The 18,284-nt window shown below is 57.5% G+C and carries 20 protein-coding genes; 4 read left to right on the top strand and 16 right to left on the bottom strand.

From position 1 onward, the window contains the following. Window positions 1-10: 10 nt before the first annotated feature. The 16 genes from THISIDRAFT_RS04590 to THISIDRAFT_RS04665 all read right to left on the bottom strand — a co-directional run bounded on the left by THISIDRAFT_RS04590 (window position 11) and on the right by THISIDRAFT_RS04665 (window position 14,933). Window positions 11-457 carry a biotin/lipoyl attachment domain-containing protein gene (locus THISIDRAFT_RS04590; protein ID WP_006787547.1) on the bottom strand — a complete coding sequence of 149 codons (447 nt, stop codon included), beginning with the start codon at window positions 455-457 and terminating at the stop codon, window positions 11-13. 69 nt (window positions 458-526) lie between these two features. Continuing rightward, on the bottom strand, window positions 527-1,438 hold the full coding sequence (locus THISIDRAFT_RS04595) for a CoB--CoM heterodisulfide reductase iron-sulfur subunit B family protein (RefSeq protein ID WP_006787548.1): 912 nt from the start codon (window positions 1,436-1,438) through the stop codon (window positions 527-529). Next, on the bottom strand, window positions 1,431-2,147 hold the full coding sequence (locus THISIDRAFT_RS04600; RefSeq protein ID WP_006787549.1) for a 4Fe-4S dicluster domain-containing protein: 717 nt from the start codon (window positions 2,145-2,147) through the stop codon (window positions 1,431-1,433). Before THISIDRAFT_RS04600 ends, THISIDRAFT_RS04595 begins: the two co-directional genes overlap by 8 nt. 59 nt (window positions 2,148-2,206) lie before the next feature. Beyond that, window positions 2,207-3,025, bottom strand: a complete 819-nt coding sequence (locus THISIDRAFT_RS04605; protein ID WP_006787550.1) for a hypothetical protein — start codon at window positions 3,023-3,025, stop codon at window positions 2,207-2,209. Further along, window positions 3,003-4,049, bottom strand: coding sequence for a CoB--CoM heterodisulfide reductase iron-sulfur subunit A family protein (locus THISIDRAFT_RS04610; protein ID WP_006787551.1), 1,047 nt, complete (start codon window positions 4,047-4,049; stop codon window positions 3,003-3,005). Before THISIDRAFT_RS04610 ends, THISIDRAFT_RS04605 begins: the two co-directional genes overlap by 23 nt. Then, window positions 4,050-5,429, bottom strand: coding sequence for a heterodisulfide reductase-related iron-sulfur binding cluster (locus tag THISIDRAFT_RS04615; RefSeq protein WP_006787552.1), 1,380 nt, complete (start codon window positions 5,427-5,429; stop codon window positions 4,050-4,052). A 54-nt stretch (window positions 5,430-5,483) separates the two neighbouring features. Continuing rightward, on the bottom strand, window positions 5,484-6,146 hold the full coding sequence (locus THISIDRAFT_RS04620; RefSeq protein WP_040852376.1) for a 4Fe-4S dicluster domain-containing protein: 663 nt from the start codon (window positions 6,144-6,146) through the stop codon (window positions 5,484-5,486). 149 nt (window positions 6,147-6,295) lie between these two features. Further along, window positions 6,296-6,763 carry a sulfur carrier protein DsrE2 gene (gene dsrE2 / locus THISIDRAFT_RS04625; RefSeq protein WP_006787554.1) on the bottom strand — a complete coding sequence of 156 codons (468 nt, stop codon included), beginning with the start codon at window positions 6,761-6,763 and terminating at the stop codon, window positions 6,296-6,298. A 25-nt stretch (window positions 6,764-6,788) separates the two neighbouring features. Then, a complete protein-coding gene (locus THISIDRAFT_RS04630; RefSeq protein ID WP_006787555.1) occupies window positions 6,789-7,019 on the bottom strand; it encodes a sulfurtransferase TusA family protein in 231 nt (76 codons plus the stop codon). Window positions 7,020-7,162: 143 nt separating this feature from the next. Then, on the bottom strand, window positions 7,163-7,495 hold the full coding sequence (locus tag THISIDRAFT_RS04635; RefSeq protein ID WP_006787556.1) for a rhodanese-like domain-containing protein: 333 nt from the start codon (window positions 7,493-7,495) through the stop codon (window positions 7,163-7,165). A gap of 472 nt (window positions 7,496-7,967) precedes the next feature. Beyond that, entirely contained in the window at window positions 7,968-8,588 is a 621-nt protein-coding gene (gene ruvA / locus THISIDRAFT_RS04640; RefSeq protein ID WP_006787557.1) for a Holliday junction branch migration protein RuvA, read from the bottom strand. Next, window positions 8,585-9,058 carry a crossover junction endodeoxyribonuclease RuvC gene (ruvC, locus tag THISIDRAFT_RS04645; RefSeq protein WP_083824612.1) on the bottom strand — a complete coding sequence of 158 codons (474 nt, stop codon included), beginning with the start codon at window positions 9,056-9,058 and terminating at the stop codon, window positions 8,585-8,587. Before ruvC ends, ruvA begins: the two co-directional genes overlap by 4 nt. 51 nt (window positions 9,059-9,109) lie before the next feature. Continuing rightward, window positions 9,110-9,628, bottom strand: coding sequence for a molybdopterin-guanine dinucleotide biosynthesis protein B (mobB, locus tag THISIDRAFT_RS04650; protein WP_006787559.1), 519 nt, complete (start codon window positions 9,626-9,628; stop codon window positions 9,110-9,112). Beyond that, the gene (locus THISIDRAFT_RS04655; protein WP_006787560.1) at window positions 9,625-10,437 is read right to left on the bottom strand and encodes a proteasome-type protease; all 813 of its coding nucleotides are present in this window, start codon (window positions 10,435-10,437) and stop codon (window positions 9,625-9,627) included. Before THISIDRAFT_RS04655 ends, mobB begins: the two co-directional genes overlap by 4 nt. Window positions 10,438-10,551: 114 nt before the next feature. Continuing rightward, window positions 10,552-11,292 (bottom strand): energy-coupling factor ABC transporter ATP-binding protein, encoded by a 741-nt coding sequence (locus tag THISIDRAFT_RS04660; RefSeq protein WP_006787561.1) that lies wholly within the window; start codon window positions 11,290-11,292, stop codon window positions 10,552-10,554. Between the two features lie 116 nt (window positions 11,293-11,408). Then, the gene (locus THISIDRAFT_RS04665; protein WP_006787562.1) at window positions 11,409-14,933 is read right to left on the bottom strand and encodes a translocation/assembly module TamB domain-containing protein; all 3,525 of its coding nucleotides are present in this window, start codon (window positions 14,931-14,933) and stop codon (window positions 11,409-11,411) included. Window positions 14,934-15,107: 174 nt separating this feature from the next. Between THISIDRAFT_RS04665 and THISIDRAFT_RS04670 the strand changes: the two genes are divergently transcribed. The 4 genes from THISIDRAFT_RS04670 to THISIDRAFT_RS04685 are packed head-to-tail and all read left to right on the top strand — an operon-like array spanning window position 15,108 to window position 18,205. Then, complete coding sequence (locus THISIDRAFT_RS04670) at window positions 15,108-15,878, top strand: ABC transporter permease (protein WP_006787563.1); 771 nt, start codon at window positions 15,108-15,110, stop codon at window positions 15,876-15,878. Further along, window positions 15,875-16,051 carry a hypothetical protein gene (locus tag THISIDRAFT_RS04675; protein WP_006787564.1) on the top strand — a complete coding sequence of 59 codons (177 nt, stop codon included), beginning with the start codon at window positions 15,875-15,877 and terminating at the stop codon, window positions 16,049-16,051. Before THISIDRAFT_RS04670 ends, THISIDRAFT_RS04675 begins: the two co-directional genes overlap by 4 nt. Further along, window positions 16,048-17,283: an ABC transporter ATP-binding protein gene (locus THISIDRAFT_RS04680; protein ID WP_006787565.1), complete on the top strand. Its 1,236-nt coding sequence runs from the start codon at window positions 16,048-16,050 to the stop codon at window positions 17,281-17,283. Before THISIDRAFT_RS04675 ends, THISIDRAFT_RS04680 begins: the two co-directional genes overlap by 4 nt. After that, window positions 17,270-18,205, top strand: coding sequence for a class I SAM-dependent methyltransferase (locus THISIDRAFT_RS04685; protein ID WP_006787566.1), 936 nt, complete (start codon window positions 17,270-17,272; stop codon window positions 18,203-18,205). The genes THISIDRAFT_RS04680 and THISIDRAFT_RS04685 overlap by 14 nt, the downstream gene beginning before the upstream one ends. Window positions 18,206-18,284: the final 79 nt, after the last annotated feature.

Below are 18,284 nucleotides of genomic sequence, written 5' to 3' on the forward strand. Positions count from 1 at the left end.
GAGCAGCAGCTTATGCCGTGCGGGTGCAGTGGATGTTGTCGCGTTGGGCGCGGGCGCAGTAGCCTTGACGGGCAGCTTCACCGCGTATAAACAGGGGGAGGATGTGTGCGAGGGGTTGGCTGGGGCGTACTTGGGCAATCCAGGCGCCGTAGGGGTCGGCATTGAGCAGGCTGGGGTTGTCGAGGACCGCTTGATTGGCGGCGACGATGTCGCAGTCGATGAAGTTGGGGATGGGGCCGGCCCATTTGCCGCTTTCTATGGTGGCTACGGGTTTGCCCGGTGGGCGATGGGTGCCGATACGCCGCACCCGCACATGCAGGATATGTCCGGCAATGCTTTGGGAGAGGTCGGTCATGCCTACGGTCAGCAGGCCGTTTTCCTCTGGGCGCAGCCAGATTTGGTAGTCTGCATCGTAGTATAAATCCGGGTGAAATTCACAGCCGTTACAGTCATCCATCGCGTTGTCACTCGTCAGGCAGGATGGCAGGCCAGCCTGTCATCCTGCCGTACATTGAGAAGCTAAAGGCTAGAGAATGGCCCGCTCATGCAGTAACCCAAAGGCATCACTGACGTTTTCATGGATGCCCAGGGCACGCGGGGCAAGGCCCATAGCCAGCCCTAAAAGCTGGGTGAAGTACAATACCTTAACCGAGGTGGTGATGCCAAATTCTGTTTCGGCGCGAATCTGGTGCATCTCCAGGCCGGAATGACAGGTCGGGCATTCGGTAGCAATGACCTCAGCCCCGTTGTCCTCGGCAGCCTGCAAGACCTGCAAAACCAGCTGGGTTGAGGTGTCGGCATCCGAGAGGGTATGCGCGCCGCCGCAGCAGGCGGTTTTCAGGGGAAAATCCACATTCACCGCGCCCGCCGCAGCGAGCAGATCATCCATAAAATGGGGCCGGTAGGTGGACTCTGACCCCGGCCCTTTGTCTTTTTCCGGGAAGATATGGCGCGGTCGGGTATACATGCAGCCGTAGTAGTTGGCCACCTTGATGCCGTTAAGCGAGCGTTTTACCCGCTGACGGATGCCATCGGGGCCGAGTTCTTCCATCAGCCATTCCAGCAGGTGCAGGGTGCGCACGTCGCCCTGATATACCGGGCTGTGTGATTCCGCAGCCAGCTTTTGTACGGTGGCCAGCGTCTGGGCGCTGTGGGCAGTCTCGTATTCGGCCTGCTTTAGATTGCGGTAACAGCCATTGCATGGCGCCATCACGGCATCCACGCCCATTTTCTCCCTCGCTATCGCCAGATTGCGCGCAGATAAATAGGTTTGCAGCATCGGGTCGATGTTTTTGACTTCCATCGCCCCGCAGCAGGTAAAATCTTCCAGATCCGCCATCTCCAGTCCCAGCGATTTGACCAGGGCGCGCGTGGAGCGATCATAAGGCCCGCCAGAGCCTTCCAGGGCACAGCCCGGATAATAGGCGACTTTAGTCACGGTGGCTCTCCTTTTGTTGGCTGACGTAACGGCTTAACACCTCGCCGGTATTGCCCCAGGATTTGGTTTTGGGGCGCAACACCGCATTCAGGCCCATGCGCAGGCTGTGTTTGACCGGCAGGCGCTTGCTCATGCGTTTGCTGAATTCCAACAGCCACGGCTGAAACAAGGACTGCTTGGTTTTATGAAAAAAGCCCAAAAGCACATGGGTATCTTCGATGCGTCCGCGTTTATAGATCTGCGCGGTAAATTCCTCATCAAAGATCGTGGAAGGCGATTTGGGGGTAATGCCCTGATCTTCCATCCAGTGTAACAGTGCTTTCATCACCCCCTCCGGGCGTACATCACGCGGGCAGATATGGGTGCATTTATTACAGGATACGCATTGCCAGATGATGTCCTTATCCTTGATAAGCTCGTCGGTGAGTCCCAAACGGCTGAGATAAATCCAGTAACGCGGGTTGAATTGCAGGTTTTGTGCATACATCGTGCAGGAATTGGTACACGAGCCGCATTGCCAGCAGCGATGCACATTCTCCGCGCCGGGGTAGCGTTGCAGGGTTTTTTCAAAATCTTCGTGATAATTGCGCAGGGTGCGCGGGCGGATCATGGTATTCCAGTGACCCGAGACATCAACCCCTTCCAGGGTCAGGCTGTCGTGCTGGCGCAAGCGCTCTGCTTCGATCAGTGCTTTTTCGTGTATGGCCATTAAAAACTCTCCAAAACAGCGTCCCAGCGTATTGGTGATAATCCGTTCTGTGTGTGCCCTTAAGGATCAAGACGGGGTGGCAGGGTGTGCAGCACCGCCTTGATGCCCAGCAGGGTGCAGATGAACTCCAGCGGATGCTGGCGGCTGGCAAAGTCGGCTTCAATCATGCCGATGCTGCCAGACATGGCGCTGACATAATCGGCATAAGCCTGCGCCAGCAGCAGATCCACCAGCCACGGCAAATCATGATAAAACCCCTGCGCCTTGAGGGTTGCGCTGAGCCAGTGACGCACGCTTTCCATCTGTTCGGGTGAGGATTGCAAGGCAATGCGATCCACACTCGGATGCACGCGGATAAATTCGCGCACCGCACCGCTCATGGTGCCTTCATCAAACACCCAGCGACTGAGCAGCGGGATCAGCTGCGGACGATAAAAATGCACCAGCTCAGCGGCAAAATCCCAGGCGGCCCGACGGGTTTTGGGCTGCGCCGGATCTGCCAGCATCTCGGCAAAGGCTTGCATACGCTCATCCAGCGGTGCTGCACCGTGCAACAGCATGGCCGTTGCCGTGTGCAGGGTATCCTCGGCGATAAGCTCCAGCTGCGGCAACAATTTGCGCCGGGCGGTGAAGACCTCGGCCAGCAGGGTCTGCAATGTCTCGCGCCGGAGCACACCATCGGCCTGATCCAGATGCTGCACAAAACGTAGGTGTTTATCGTGCAGAGCCTTGAGCAACGGCGCCAGGCCCTCCGGTCCGCCGACATGACTTTGCAAACGGGCCAGCCGCTCCAGGGTCAGCGCCTGGTCCAGTTCCACCGCCAGCGGCTGACGCGCTAGCGCCGGATGTCTGGCGTTAACCGGCTTTGGCCAGCGCATGCAGATCTGCCATGGCGCGACTGGCGGCGGCCGCCCCTTGCGCAATGGAATCATCAATGGTTTCCGGGCCATAAGCTGCCCCGCAGGCGTAAACGCCGGGGCGCGTGGTGCCACAGGGATTGGTGTAAAACTCGGCACGCTCAAGGTAGCCGTGATGTTGCAGGGTGATCCCGAAGGTTTGCGCCAGCCGGGGATTATCCAGATTAGGGTCCATACCGATGGCGTGGACGACCAAATCAAAGGGAATCATGATGGGTCGCTTGACCAGGGTGTCTTCGCCTTTGAGCAAGAGGCGTCCATCTCCGGATGCGGTAATTTCTGCAATGCGCGCCTTGACGAATTTGGTCTTGAATTCCTCTTGTGACTTCCAGTAGAAGCGGTCTTCGTACAGGCCGAAGGTGCGGATATCCATGTAATAGATAAACACTTCGGTTTGCGGCGAGAGCTCTTTGATTTCAATCGCCAGATTGGCCGACACGGTGCAGCAGATTTTCGAGCACCATTCCCGGCCGATCTGGCGGTCACGCGAACCGACGCACAATAAAATCGCCACCCGTTCGGGAACCCGCCCATCGGATGGACAGGTGATCTTGCCGCTGGCGACCATCTGCTCCATCTGCGAGGTGGTGATGACATCCTCAAAGGTACCAAAGCCCCATTCCGGCTTGTTGACGGAATCAAAATGGGTAAATCCGGTTGCCAGAATGGTCGCCCCCGCCGACACGGTCTGGCCGGTGCTTAAGGTGGCGCTGAACTGCCCCGGTTCGCCGCCAAAGCGCTCCACCTGAGCGCCTTTGTGTACGCTAATGCGCGGATGCGCCTCGACGTTGTGGATCATGCGCCCGATGGCCTCTTTGGCCCATTCCCCGGAGGGCACCAGCTTGGCATAGCCCGATAAAATGGGCGCCCCGCCCAATACCGTCTCTTTTTCCACCAAGACCGCCTGATAGCCTGCATTGGCCACGCTGGCCGCAGCGGATAATCCCGCCGGACCTGCGCCTACCACTAAAACCGTGTCCTGCATTTATGCCTTCCCCCCGTATGCCAGTGTGGGATCGTACAGGTATTCAATATTCCCCTGTTCGACCTCCTTTATATAGTTTTCAAAGTTTGCCTTGGCCTGTGCCCAGGAAATGCCCATTTTTTCCACCAGCTCCTCGCAGGGTGAGGCATGCCACTGTAACTGCACGATTTTAAATGGATCCGCCCCGCAGGCCAGCGCCGCAAACTGGATTTCCGCCATGATCGGCACCGCAAAGGGCTGCTCATGGGCGCGGCCAATCCACTGATTTTTATCCATCGTGGTGACACAGCCGGTGTCGTTGGCAAGCATCACATCGGAGTTGGCCTCCTCGCGCACCACGCGAATCTTGCGATCCATGGTAAAGGAGCGGGTGAATTCGCGCTCCGAGATGATGTGCCTAAAGCCAAAACCGCAGCAGTCATACCAGGTGGAATAATCCATCACCTGCGCGCCCAGCGCCTGCGCCATCGAGGTAATAATCGCGGTGCGGTTGCCATCCAGAATCTCGCTGTCATAAATCGCGTCTTCATGAATCATCTTGTAATAATGACAGGCCACATGCGCGGTGACGCGAATATGTGAGACATCAATGGTCTGCAATTCCGAGGCGATGCGCTGGCGCATCACATGCGCCCATTCAGAATAATGCACGATCTCTTCGGGGATCACCGGCTTGCCGTCCACCAGACGCCCCAATTTTCCGAGGATTTTGGTGACTTTTTCGCGCAGCGTGGAGGATTCCACCAGGTATTTGCGCACCTCTTTATAATTGCCAAAGGAGGTACCGCAGTGAATCAAGGGGTAAAAATGCCCGGCCTGATGACCGTGCTGCATTCCAGAAACATAGGCCTGGTGCATATTGCGCAAAAACACCGCCGCCAGTGATTCCATATTGCCAATACCGGAACCGTGATAATTCCAGGCGGTACACGAGGTTTGATCGGTCTCATCCAGATAATCCTTGCCCGGCACAAAACCAAAACGGTTCATAAACCACAGCAAGGCGGTGGGATAACCGGGGATATTGCCGCACTGGCCGCAGGATTTGTGATGCCATAGCTGGCGGGTGGGGATGCGCTTTTCCCAGCCAAACAGGGTCTTGGCGCTTATCGGGGCGTGTTCGTCGGCAATCCGATGGATAATGATCTGGCCATCTTTTTCCAGCTCATAGAGGTGTTCGCGCACATCATCCATGCGCTCCCCCAGATCCAGATTGCGCCGATCAATGCGCTGGCGTACCCAATCGGTAGCCTGCGTCGCTTGATCTGGCGCCAGTCCAGCCCGCGCAAAGGCCGCGCTATGAGCACCCCCTTTGCCATCCGGCGGTTTGCCGGCATGTTTTGCGCCGCTGGCCGTTGCGCTTTGTTGATCGTCTTGCATTTCGCTGTCTCCTCACTGCTTTTTTATGTGGGCCTTGATGGCCCTTAAATGTCGTTATTCGGCCTGCTCCTCAAGCCATTCTTCGTATTCTTCACGCTTTTCGTCGATGAAATCCTCAATCACATCAAAGAGGTTTTCATCCATCAATTGCAAGGACTTCAATACCCCGGTCATTTCCCAGATGGTGTACATCTCCACCGAGGTCTTCAACGAAACCTCCCAGGCGGTGTCCACGGTTTGCAGGGTTTTGACGGGAATCGCCTTGCGCAGGGTGCGCAGATTGCCTTCGACTTTCTGGATATTGGGACCCCAGTCAGGGAAGTGATCCGGCTGGATCATATCGGGCGAGAGCTGGTTACCGGTGGTAATCAGCTTCAGCATCACCCGTCCAAAGGGGCGCAACACATCTTTGGCTGACTGCATCTCATGCGCAATGGCAATCTCGCGCATGATGGCCACCAATCCCCCTGGCGAGTTTTTGAAGGGACAGCGTGCGGCGCAGGTCATACACTGCGCGCACGCCCAGATTTTTTCCTGCATTGCATCGTAGATTTGCTCGACGTTACCGGTCCACAAAAGCTGCACAATTTCACGCGGACTGTAGTCATAAAACTGTGCGGACGGGCAGGTCGCGGTACAAATCCCGCAATTCAGACAACCGTATAACTCGTGCTCATAGCGAAAATCTGCACGAATATCGGCATAGATCTGCTGCATTTTGGCGTAGTTCGCCATCGCTCATTACCTCTGCGTTGATTCAGACCAAGCGAATATAGGTATATTTTGATTTTTTAATTAAACACCGAAAATAAAAGCCATCTTCGGCATTTTTCGCTTGGCGATTGACGGTATGGCCGCCCCGGCAACTAGATAAACAGACAGATATCCGATTCGCCGGCAAACTCAAAAAAGGTCGCCGCACCGCCATATTCAATGCCATCAATGAAGGCATCGGTGGACATATCAAACAAATCCACGGTCATCTGACAGGCCACCATCTTGACTTCTGCCTCAATGCACAGCTCACGCAGCTCCTCAAGCGGGGCCACGCCCTTGGACTTCATCTTGGCCTTCATCATGGAGGTCATCATCGCCTCCATCCCCGGCAAGGCCTGCACCAATACCGGCATCGGCATGGGCATCGGCATCCCCGGATTACCAATCGAGGTGACTTTCAGATCCAGCTTCTTTTTCAGCAGTTGCAGGCCATAAAAGGTAAAAAAGATCTGTGTCTCATAACCCAAAGCCGCCGCCGTGGAGGCCAGAATGAAAGGGGGATAGGCCCAATCCAGGGTGCCTTTGGTGGCGATAATCGCCAGTTTTTTCTCAGACATAGCGCAATCGGCTCCAGGGTCGTCGTTAGCTCTTGCGGATCAGAAAATAAAATTTGCCGCCATCTTCATGAGACTCGATCAGCTCATTTCCGGTTTGCTTGGCAAAGGCTTGAAAATCTTTTACGGAACCCGGATCGGTGGCAATGATGCGCAGCACCTGACCGCTTTCCAGCGTGGCCAGAGACTTTTTGGCGCGCAGAATGGGTAAAGGACAGTTCAAACCCGATGCATCAAGTTCTAGGTCAAAATTTGCCATAGTCGTGTGTGCCAACAGACGCGCAGCCTCTAAAAGTGGCTGCTCACCTGAAGGTATCCTCCTTATAAATAAAGCATTATTGCGTGAATGGATAAGGCAGCCTGTGCTGCGATTTAAACAACATAAAGCATAAAGCAGAACCGCTAGCGTTGATCCGGCAAGACAACGGGATAACGGTTCATCGCCCAGGCCATAATGCCACCGCGCAGATTATGCGCATTGCTCAAGCCATGCTGCGCCAAAAAAGCACAGGCCTGACCCGAGCGCGCGCCCGTGCGGCAATAAATCACCAAAGACTCATTGGCCTTGAAGTGATCCAGGCTCAACGGCAACAGATGCAAGGGCAAAAGCTCTGCCCCCTCAATAATACCCTGCGCCGTCTCGGCGGGCGTACGCACATCAATCAGGCGAAATGACTGGCCGGACTCACGCCATTGTAACAACGTCGCCGCGTCAATTTCCTTGATACCAAACATGGACTGAGCCACCTCTTTTAATTGCTTTTGATTATATTCAAATATCTTTATGTTTGTCCAACAGACTTTTGCCCGGCCCAAGTGCTGGTGTAATCACATCTCAGCCTCGATTTCCAATCCCAGTCACCCGCCTAAGACAAAGCCCCCGACAAGCAGCCGGATCATACACATCCCAGCCCATTTGAGCATCAACACACCTCCCAGCGCCCGCTCCCGCTACGCTTATGGAACCCATGCCCCGGCACGGCATCATGGATTACCAGAGCGGCACGAGACCGTAAACCTCGCGCCAGGAACGCGCAGCACTGACTGCGCAAAATCAGAGTGGTGCGGTAAAATTCTGCGTAGCGGCTGCGCCGTGGCGCGATTTGCCCACGGATGACGGTGACTGGAAAAACATCCACCCACGCTCTGGGTTCGTATCTTGTGAGGACAGTATCTGCAATGAGTGGGCGATTAAATCAGTTTTGCCCTAACCCTTGAGGCTGGCTTTGAGGGCGAGGCGTAGGCATTCCTCGGGGCTTTGGGCCTGGGAGGCGACGGCGTTGATCAGGCGGCTGGCTTCCTGGGGTTTATAGCCCAGTGAAACCAATGCGGCGATGGCGTCTTGCTGGGGGTCGGGGGTGGTGCTGGGGGCGTCAATCCCCAAGGCGCCGGCCAGGCTTTTTCCGCCGCTGTCGAGTCCATCGAGCGCCTTGAGGCGGTCGCGTAGTTCTACAATCAGGCGTTCTGCAGTTTTGCGGCCAATGCCCGGCAGACGGATCAGGGTGGCGGTGTCGCCTTCGGTGATGCAGCGGCTGAATTGTTCGGCAGTCATGCCCGAAAGAATGGCTAAGGCCATTTTTGCCCCGATGCCGTTGACCCGGATGAGGCTGCGAAACAGGGTGCGTTGGGCCTCGCTGCTGAAACCATAGAGAATCTGGGCATCTTCGCGCACCTGTAAATGGGTGTACAGGGTGATCTGGGTGCCGACCTCGGGGAGTTCATAAAATACCGGCAGTGGGGCTTCAATTTCGTAGCCGACACCGTTGACATCCAGCACCAGATGGGGCGGTTTGCTGCTGAGGATTTCTCCGCGTAAGCGTCCGATCATCGCCACCTCGCTTTGCCAGGAATACGCTGTGTCAAGGGGGCCAGGCGCTGCAAGGTGGCCTGGCTGTAGGCATGACACAAGGCTGCTGCGAGCGCATCGCAAGCATCGGCAGCGGGGGCTTTGGAGAGTCTGAGCAGTCGGCAGATCATGTGTTGTACCTGTGCTTTGTTGGCGGCGCCGCTGCCGGTGACGGCCTGTTTGATGGCGCGGGGGGCATATTCTGCCACGCCTACGCCGTGTTGTACGGCGGCACAAATCGCCGCTCCACGCGCCTGACCCAGCTTGAGTGCGGAGGCGGCATTGCGTGCGACAAATACCTGTTCGATGGAGATCATTTCGGGCTGCTGTTCCTGGATGATCTGGCTAAGTTGGCTAAAGATCACACCCAGACGGCTTGGCATCTCGGCATCGCCTAAACGGATGCAGCCGCTGAGCAGATGGTGATGCTGGCTGCCGTGCTGTTCAATGATGCCATATCCGGTGACCTGGAGCCGGGGTCGATGCCCATGATGCGCATGAGATTAGCCCTGCTGCTGGTGCCAGTGGGCGATAAACTCGGCAATCACCGGCGGCTGATTGAGTGGCAGCAGCGGCACGCCGGTTGCCAGATTGGCGAGGTCGCTGGCCACGGCGATGATATGCGGATCGTCAGGCTGGAGCAGCGGCTTGCCCAGGCTAGGCCGATGCAGTTCGAGTTTGGCAAAGGGCTGGTCTTTGAGTCCTTCCACCAGTACCAGATCACAGGCCGTATGCTCCAGACCGTTGAGCAGGCTGGCCAGTGTCAGGCTTTGGGGCTGCGGATATTGCACCATCAGCGCCCGTTGCGTGGGCGAGGCCAGCAGGGTTTGCGTGGCCCCGGCCTGATGCAGGCGGTGGCTGTCTTTGCCGGGGGTGTCGATGTCAAAGGCATGGTGCGTGGTTTTGATCACCGCCACCCGCAGATGACGCGCTGCCAGCAGGGGAATCAGGGCCTGCAGCAGGGTGGTTTTGCCCGCCCCGCTAAAGGCCGCCAGACCGAGCACCGGCACAGCGGCGCTCAACGCTCCCCCTTTTTCGCGGTGCTCTTGCGTTTGGCGCCAGCAGCACTCAGCTGCACCCCTTGTTTTTTGCGCGATTTGGCCCGCTCCCAGTCAAACAGCGGCAACTCGGCAAAGGCCTTTTTAATGTTCTCATCCCAGCCTTTTTTGAGTTCTATCAGGTAGGGGTGATCGGTTTCCAGACACAGATAATGCTCAAAGGAGAAGCTGTCTTTGGCATAGACCAGCACCTCAATGGGCGGGCCGACGGTGACGTTGGAGCGCATGGTCGAATCAATGGACACCAATGCGCAGCGTGTGGCATCGCCCAAGCTGGTTTCATGCGAGATGATGCGATCCAGAATCGGCTTGCCGTATTTGCTCTCGCCAATCTGCAAAAAAGGCGTCTGCGCGGAGGAGGTGATGAAATTTCCCTGCGGATAGATCATGAAAATCGCCGGAGCTTCGCCGTCAATCTGCCCGCCAAGGATGAATGAGGCATCCGCCTTAAAGCCGGAGCGACTTAAGGCCTCGTCGTGCTTTTCCTGCTCGGTGCGGTTCACCCGCCCAAGGTATTCAGCGGCCTCAGACATGTGTTTGACGGTGTGCAGGCTCTCCTCGGCAGAATCTTCAATATCCCGCTTGAGCTGATTGATCACCGCCTGGGTGGTGGCCAGATTGCCTGCCGTGAGCAAGACAAACACGCGCTCGGCGCTGACCTCAAAAAGATGCATTTTGCTGTAGGTGCTGATTTGATCAACCCCGGCATTGGTACGGGAATCCGAGGCAAATACCAATCCGCCATCTAATTCAACGGCAACACAATAAGTCATAAGCCTAAATGTCTGTGAAGGGTTAGTGGATGTGTATGGCTGGTACCGGGTCGGCACGGCATTTGCCACACGGGCGTATTGAGGACATGGGTTTATGTTGCCAGCATAGCAAAGTCAGCGGCCTGATCCCATCATCTTGATACCGGATAGCGTGCGGAGAGCGCCGTCATGGCGGTGTGCGGGCACGGGACTAAGGGGTGAGGGCAGCGGCAAAATGTACCCGTCTTTTAGCTGCCATTGGCTTTGGGTGACGCGGCGCAAAAAGCGGGCATCATGGGAAATAATCACCAGGGTTTGCGGGAGGTGATTGAGAATTTCAATCAGGCGTTCGCAGGTGGCCTCATCCAGGGCATTGGTCGGTTCATCCAGCAATAATATCTCCGGCTGCATGGCCAGCACGCAAGCCAGACTGACCAGGCGCTTTTCGCCGCCAGAGAGCTGATAGGTCACGCGCTCTTTGAGGTGCAACAAATTAAGCTGGCTCAGGGTCTGTTCAACCAGCGCCAGCGCCTCGGCCAGCGTTTTGCCCTGATTGAGCGGCCCAAAGGCGATGTCTTCTTGCACCGTCGGGCAAAACAGCTGATCATCCGGGTCTTGGAATACCAGGCCGATGCGGGCGCGCACTTCGCGAAAATCGGCCTCACGCTGCCGCAGCTGCCCAAAGGCGCGAATCTGGCCATGCGTGGGTTTGAGCAGGCCAACACACAACAGCAGCAAGGTGCTTTTGCCGGTGCCATTAGGGCCGGTCAGAGCGATGCGCTCCCCGGCGCGCAGGGTTAAATCCACGCCCTTGAGCACCGGCGGCTGCCCCGGATAGCCAAAATGCACAGCAGATAATTCGAGCAGTTCGTTCAACGGTTCGGGATTCCTGATATAGAGGGCTTTACAGCGGCGGTGCCCAGCCGCCCGGCGTGGCGACACCGTCTGGGTGTCGCTTTTTTATGCGGTATCTGGAAGATGCCATCATGTCTTTAGCGTTCTTTGCGAAAAATCAGGTCCATGCTTTGCGCATCCTGGCCGGAGCGCGTTTCCAGGCTTAGCGTGGGCGTGAGGGTGTAGCGCAGCAGCAGGTTGGTGCCTTGTTCGACCAGCCCGACGGTGTAGCGCAAATACAGCCGGGGGGAGAGCTGTTTGCCCATCATCAGGGCGGTTTCTTCCAGGCCGCCGTCGGCATCAATGCTCAGCTCATCCAGCCCCAGCTGGGAGGCCAGATGTTCGGTGATAAAGGCACCGCGCTCAATGCCGTATAAGGTGATGGCCTCGGCAATCAGATTGCCTTCGCCGGCGGAGGCACCTGATAAAGGCCGGCCGGTGAGCAGATAGGCCATCGCGTCACTTTCTTCCATCGGCGGTGTGGCATAGACCCGTGAGCGCGGTTCTGCCAGTGTGCCGCCGATCTCCAGACCAGCCACCACGTCATGCACCGGGATACGGCGCTCGGCACGCACATCCAGGCCGGGATTATCCGGCGGCCCCTGAAAAATCAGGCGGCCTTGCGCCACGCGCAGATCCTGCCCATAGGATTTGTAGCGTCCCTCACGAATCTGGATCTCACCGACCACCCGCGTCGGGCGCTCCGGCAGGCTTTCCACGCGCACATCCCCGGCAAGCATTGCTTGCAGGCCATAGCCACTGAGGCTGACCTGATCCCCTAAGAACACCTGCACCCGCGCCTCGACCCGTACCGGCAAGGGCGCTTCTTCTATTTCCTGATCGATGATCACCTCATCGCCGGAAACCCTCACCGCTTGCGGCGGTAAGTCCATCAGTGCCAGCGTGGCTTGCGGGATGCGCACCTGCCCATCAATCTGCAGGCGTTGCTGGGCCAGGTGCAGGGTCAGTTGCGGGCTGAGCTGTGCCTGAATATCCGGGCGATTGAGGATGGTGAAGTTTTCCCCGTGTAGTTGCAGATCCAGCAGGCGCTCTGCCTGTGCCTGAAGATTAACAACCCCCTCCCAGTGCAGCTGGCCATCCCCAGAGACGGTACTGCCGGAGATGGCCAGGGAATCGCCATTATCAGCACGGATCAGGGTATGCAGTTCGCTGAGCGCAATCCCCGCCTCGGGAATCATCAGTTGTCCATCATCCAGACGCAAGGCACCGCGCAGACTGGGCTGGCGTAGCGGGCCTTGCAGCTGCAGATCGCCCGCCAGACGCCCTTGCAAGCCTTCGGTTTGCGGCACAAAGGCCTGTAACCAATGCAGATCGGGCAGCGCCAGATTGAGCTGGGCATCCAGCATCGGGCTGGCCTGGAATACCTGCGTGGCCACCAGTCCGGCGCGGATCGTCCCTTGCTCAAGAAAATCCATAACCAGGGTTGCATCCAGGCGTTCTCCCTGCAGGCTGGCGTTCAGGGCGGTGTCACGATAGGCAATCTGCAGGCGTTCGCCTTCCTGGGCACCGGGTACATGCAGCTTGCCCGGCTCCAGCTCAAGCCGTGCGGTCACTGCCAACGGGTTGAGGCTTTGCAGACGGGCCTGGGCACTCAGGGCGCCTTCCACCTCGATGGTCTCGCCCAGCCACGGCTTGAGTCGTTGCAAATCCACGCCGCTGAGCTGCATTTGGGCCTGGGTGCTGCCATCGTTTTGCCACTGGCCTTCCAGGCACAGACGCGCTGCGTCCTGACGCAGGCAGGCGGTGCGCAGCTGCACCGCCTCTGCCGCCAGCGCCAGGGCCGCAGGTTCGAGCAATTGCCAGCGCCCGGCCTGGGCTTGCTCCAGATTCAGGCGGGTTAGCTGTCCTTGCCAGCGCAAAGACGCATCCAGCCCGCCCGCCAGGCTCAGGCCCAGCTGACCCTCGGGGCTGTGCAAATCGAGCTGGATGCGGTGCTGCTGTTGCTGTCCTTGTCCCTGCAAGGTGGCCTCGGTGATGCTCAACCCTTCACCCAGCGCCACACCGCGCAGACTGAGCTGTACATCCAGCGGTTGTTGCGCCCCCAGGCCGCCATTGAAATTCAAGGCCAGCGTCTCTACGCGGTGGTCTTGATAGCCTAAAGCCGTGGCATTGGCACGCAGTTGCACCGTTGGGCTTAGGGCGGTGCCCTGTATCTGTCCGCGTGCCTGCAACTGGCCGCTGAGTTCCGGCCACAGCGCCGCCAAGTCAGGGGCATTGAGGTCCAGATCAAGCTGCACGGGTGCGTTATCCAGCGTCCCCAGGCCCAGCGTCCCTGCCAGGCGTAACCGGTTGCGGCCTACGCCCGCCTCAATGTCTTGAAATTGCACCCGCTGCGCATCCAGCTCGGCCTTGCCCTGCAACTGCACCGGATAGCTGCGCAGCTCGCCCTGCAATTGCTCGATGTCCAGCAGCGCCTGCAACGCCCCAGCTTCATTCATGCGCCCGTGGGTACGCAAACGGGTGCGCAAATCGCCGGGAAATTCCGGGGCCAGGGCGGCGGGATTGAGTTGTTCTCCTTGCAGGGCCAGTTCCCAACGCAGGCTTGGCTGCCAATGAACGACCCCATCAAGCTGGATGCGGCCCGGCTCGCCAACGGCAAGCAAATGCGCAATACGAAATTGATCCTGTTGCCCTTGTCCGCTTAGCTCCAGCGCCAGGGTGGGCCATAGCCCATAACGCGCCTGGGTTGAAAGGCTGAGCTGATATGCCGCCAGATCGCCGCGCAGATGCAGGCTTCCAGGCGCCAGCTGCAGGTTTTCCTGCTCCGTGGCGCCGTGCCATTGCACCATTTGCCAATGGTGCTGCAGATCCACAAACAGCTGCTCCAGCGGATCATTGATCTGGCCGTGCCCACTGAGCGTTAGCGGTGCAGTGACCTGATGTGCGAGATTAAGGCCGCGCAGATCGCCGTCTAGCGTGATATTGCCCTGCGCTTCAGTGGCTGCCAGGCCGTGTTGCAGTGCCTCTGGCAAGGCCAGCTGCCACTGGGCCTGCAGGCTCAGCGGATAGGGGTAACTCGGCAATACCTGCCCCTGCAGCGCCAGCGTACCTTCATCGGCGTGAGCCTCAAGCCTGGATATATGCAGACCTGTTTCATCCCAGCGGGCCTGCCCCTGAATCTGTGCCAGTGAAATCACGGTGGCATCGGCCTCGGGACTCAAGACCAGCCGGAATTGCTCAACCGCCAGCGTGTCCAGCGTGATCGTGATGGGCAAACGGATATCCCAGACCGGCAAGGTCAGCGGCTCGGGTGGCTGGGGTTTGGGTGCCGGAGTCAGCAGCACTTCCAGCTCGCGGGCTTCCAGGCTTAAAACGTGCAGGTTGCGCTCACGCAGCGCCAGCCAGGCCGGTGTGAGTGACAAGGATTCGGCCTTGACGGTGACGGCATCATGGCGATAATGCGCCTGCTCAAGGGTCAGGCCGCGCCATAAACTGCCGCGAATCTGCATCGCGCCCGCGTCAATGCCCGCCCATTGCAGGCCCTGTTGCAAAGCCCATTGGCTGCCGCTTTGGGTGGTCACCAGCCAGACCGGGATCAGCAGTAGCAACAGCGTTAAAATGACCAAAGCCGTCAGCCATTTTGCTATGATGCGCACCATCATGAATTCTCCATCGCTTTGCGTCGGGGTGTCGTGTCCAGGGGCAGATGAGGACCGTATACATATATGGCGGGATCATCGTGATGCCGCTGCAAAAAGCGACCGCTGGAAGATACCACTACGTACTGCGAACGCAAGCTGCGTCCGCTACGGCCTATCATTTTCTGAAAAAATTGCATGACTCTTTCTTTATTGCTCGCCTTTACCCGGCAGGACTTTGTGGACCGGTATTCCGGCTCTGCCTTTGGGGCTTTGTGGGCCTTTATTCATCCGCTGGTGATGATCTTTATCTTCACCGTGATTTTTGCCAATGTGATGGGTGCCCGTCTGCCGGGGGTGTCGTCGGTTTATAGCTACAGCATCTATCTGGTAGCTGGCCTGTTGCCCTGGCTGGCCTTTGCCAACACCCTCACGCGCAGCGCCAGCGTCTTTCTCGACAAACGCCATATTATCAGCAAGGTGCATATTGGCCTGCCCTATCTGCCGATCTATATCGTGCTGTCAGAAACCCTGACCTTTCTTATCTCGCTCGCCATTTTTATGGTTTTTTTGTTGCTCAGCGGTACCGTGCCCGGCAAAACCCTGCTGCTGGTGCCGTTTATCTTTCTAAGCCAGCAGATTCTGGCCTTTGCCCTGGGCTTGCTGCTGGGCATTCTCAATGTCTTTTTGCGCGATATTAAAGAAATGGTCACGGTACTGCTCACCTTTTGGTTCTGGCTGACCCCAATTGTCTGGGTGCCCAGCATTGCGCCGCAATGGGTGCAATATCTGCAGGACTATTTCAACCCGGCCTACCAGTTCATTCATGCCTATCAGGCGATTTTTGCCTATGGACAGCTGCCTGATTTTGCCGGGCTGACACGCCTGGTGATTCTGGCGCATGTTGTGCTGCTGGGCGCCTGGCTATTGTTCAAGGCCCTGGAAAAAGACATCCGAGACTTTATATGATCCTTTATCTGGTTGTCTTGACGCTGCTGTCGCTGCTCTTGCTGGGCCTGGTGCGCCTTGTTCTGCGCCGTCCGGGCAGCCATCATAACACCCTGATATTGATCGGGCTGTCCTGTCTTTATCTGGTGCTGGTTTTTCAGCTCAGCCACTTTTTTGCCGCCAGTTTACAATGATTCGCGTTCACCAACTCAGCAAACGCTTTCGCCTGTACCGCACCCCCGCTGATCGTCTCAAAGAGATCATCCTGCGCCGTCCCTATCATCTGGAGCATCAGGCGCTGGAGGATGTCAGTTTCACCGTCGCAGAAGGACAAACGGTGGGCATTATCGGACAAAATGGGGCGGGTAAGTCTACCTTGCTTAAAATTTTGAGCGGGGTGTTACTGCCGGATCAAGGATATGTTGAATTATCCGGGCGCGTCACCGGGCTGCTGGAGCTCGGCACCGGCTTTAATCAGGAGATGACCGGCCTGGATAATATCACCGCCAATGCGATGTTGCTGGGGATGGATCGGGCCAGCATTGAGGCGCGTCGCGAGGCCATTGTGCAGTTTGCGGAATTGGGCGAATTCATCGCCGAGCCTCTCAAAACCTATTCCTCCGGGATGGTGATGCGTCTGGCCTTTGCGATTGCAATACATGCCGATCCTAGCTGCTTTGTGGTCGATGAGGCCTTATCCGTGGGGGATGCCTATTTCCAGCAAAAATGTATGCGGGCGATCAGTCAGTTTCGCGATCAGGGCGGGAGCATCCTGTTTGTCTCCCACGATATGAGCGCGGTGCGTTCTTTGTGTGATCATGCCATCCTGCTGGAGGCCGGGCGGGTGCTGGCCCAGGGCACACCGAAGCAGATTGTCGACCAATACCAGGCGATGATCCTGCACAAAAGCCATGTAGGCGATACGCCGCTAAGCGTCAACGCTCCGCAGATACAAAGCGGCGACAGCCCGCTGTTGGGCACCGGCGAGGTGCGTCTGTGTGGCTTGCAGTTATACGATGCCCAGCAACAGCCGATCACCCAGCTACAAAGCGAGCAGCCTGTGTGGATTGAGGCCCGTTTGCAGGCACTGCGCGACCTTGACAGCCCGCATTATGGCATGGGCATTCGCAACCGCTTCGGGCATTCGGTGTTTGAAACCAACACCTATTGCATGGGTCAAAGCCCCGCGCCTTTGCCCAAAGGCCAGACGGTCTGCATTCGCTGGCGGGTCAATGCCAATCTGGTGGCCGGGGATTATTCCATCACCGTGGGCGTGGGTAATCGTCCCTATGGCACCGGCAGTTTTGAGGAAATTTTATTTTTCTCGCACGATCTGGCGATGCTGACGATCTATAAAAACCCCGACGCCATCCACTATGATGGCTATTTTAACATGCACCCGGAGGTCTGTATTGAGCCTGCATAGCCCCCCTGCACCGTCACTGACCAGCGAACAAATCCGCACCGCCTACACTAAAAGCTATTATCTGACGGACTGTGGCGGCTATGAGACTTATGACCTGTATCAAGGCAAGCAACTGGATTTGCGGCTGGACTGGATTGCCCGCCTGGCCTCCTTTTATCAGGCGCCGGGGCGCTGGCGGGTGCTGGATCTGGGCTGCGGACGCGGGGAGATGGCGCGTTATTTTGCTGCGCAGGGGCATCAGGTCGATGCGCTTGACTACGCCCCCGATGCCATTGCGCTTGCGGAGGGCTGCTTTGCCGGAGAACCGGCATTGCGCCAACAGGTACGCCTACTGTGTGCCTCTGTGACCGATCCTGCAGTGTATCAGGGCCCCTATGATCTGGCGCTGGCCTCCGATCTGATTGAGCATCTGGCGCCGACGGAGCTGGATATTTTATATCATCAGGTGGCCAGCCACTTAACGCCGGGCGGGGCCTTTATCATTCACACCTACCCCAACCTCTGGTATTACCGCTATGGTTATCCCAAGCGACGACGCCGGGCGAGCGCCCTGGGTGAGCACCTGCCTGCCGAGCCGCGCTCGGCGTTTGAGTTACAGATGCATATCAATGAACAATCACCACGCATCATGCGCCGTCAATTAGCCCGGTATTTTCCCCATGTCGTGCTGTGGGCCGGGGATCATGTCGATCCGGCGCGTGCCCTGCGTGAACGCTTTAATAAAACGGACTGGCATGAGGCGCCGTCGCTTTTTGCCATTGCCGCACATCAGCCGGTTGCACTTGAGCACATCATCAAGGCCCTGCAAACCCCGATAACCCTGATAAAATCAGACGAAACTGCCGCACCAATGCAGAATTTATCGACGCGTTGGCAAAAAATCCGGCACATCTTTGCTAAGCTTGTCTTACGGACTCGCTAGCGCCCTGCTTCCCGTCCGAGCGCGGGGTGTTGCTCAGGCCCCAAACCATCACCACACAATAAATGCAACCACTTATTAC

The sequence above is a fragment of the Thiorhodospira sibirica ATCC 700588 genome, from assembly GCF_000227725.2.
Taxonomy (GTDB): Bacteria; Pseudomonadota; Gammaproteobacteria; order Ectothiorhodospirales; family Ectothiorhodospiraceae; genus Thiorhodospira; species Thiorhodospira sibirica.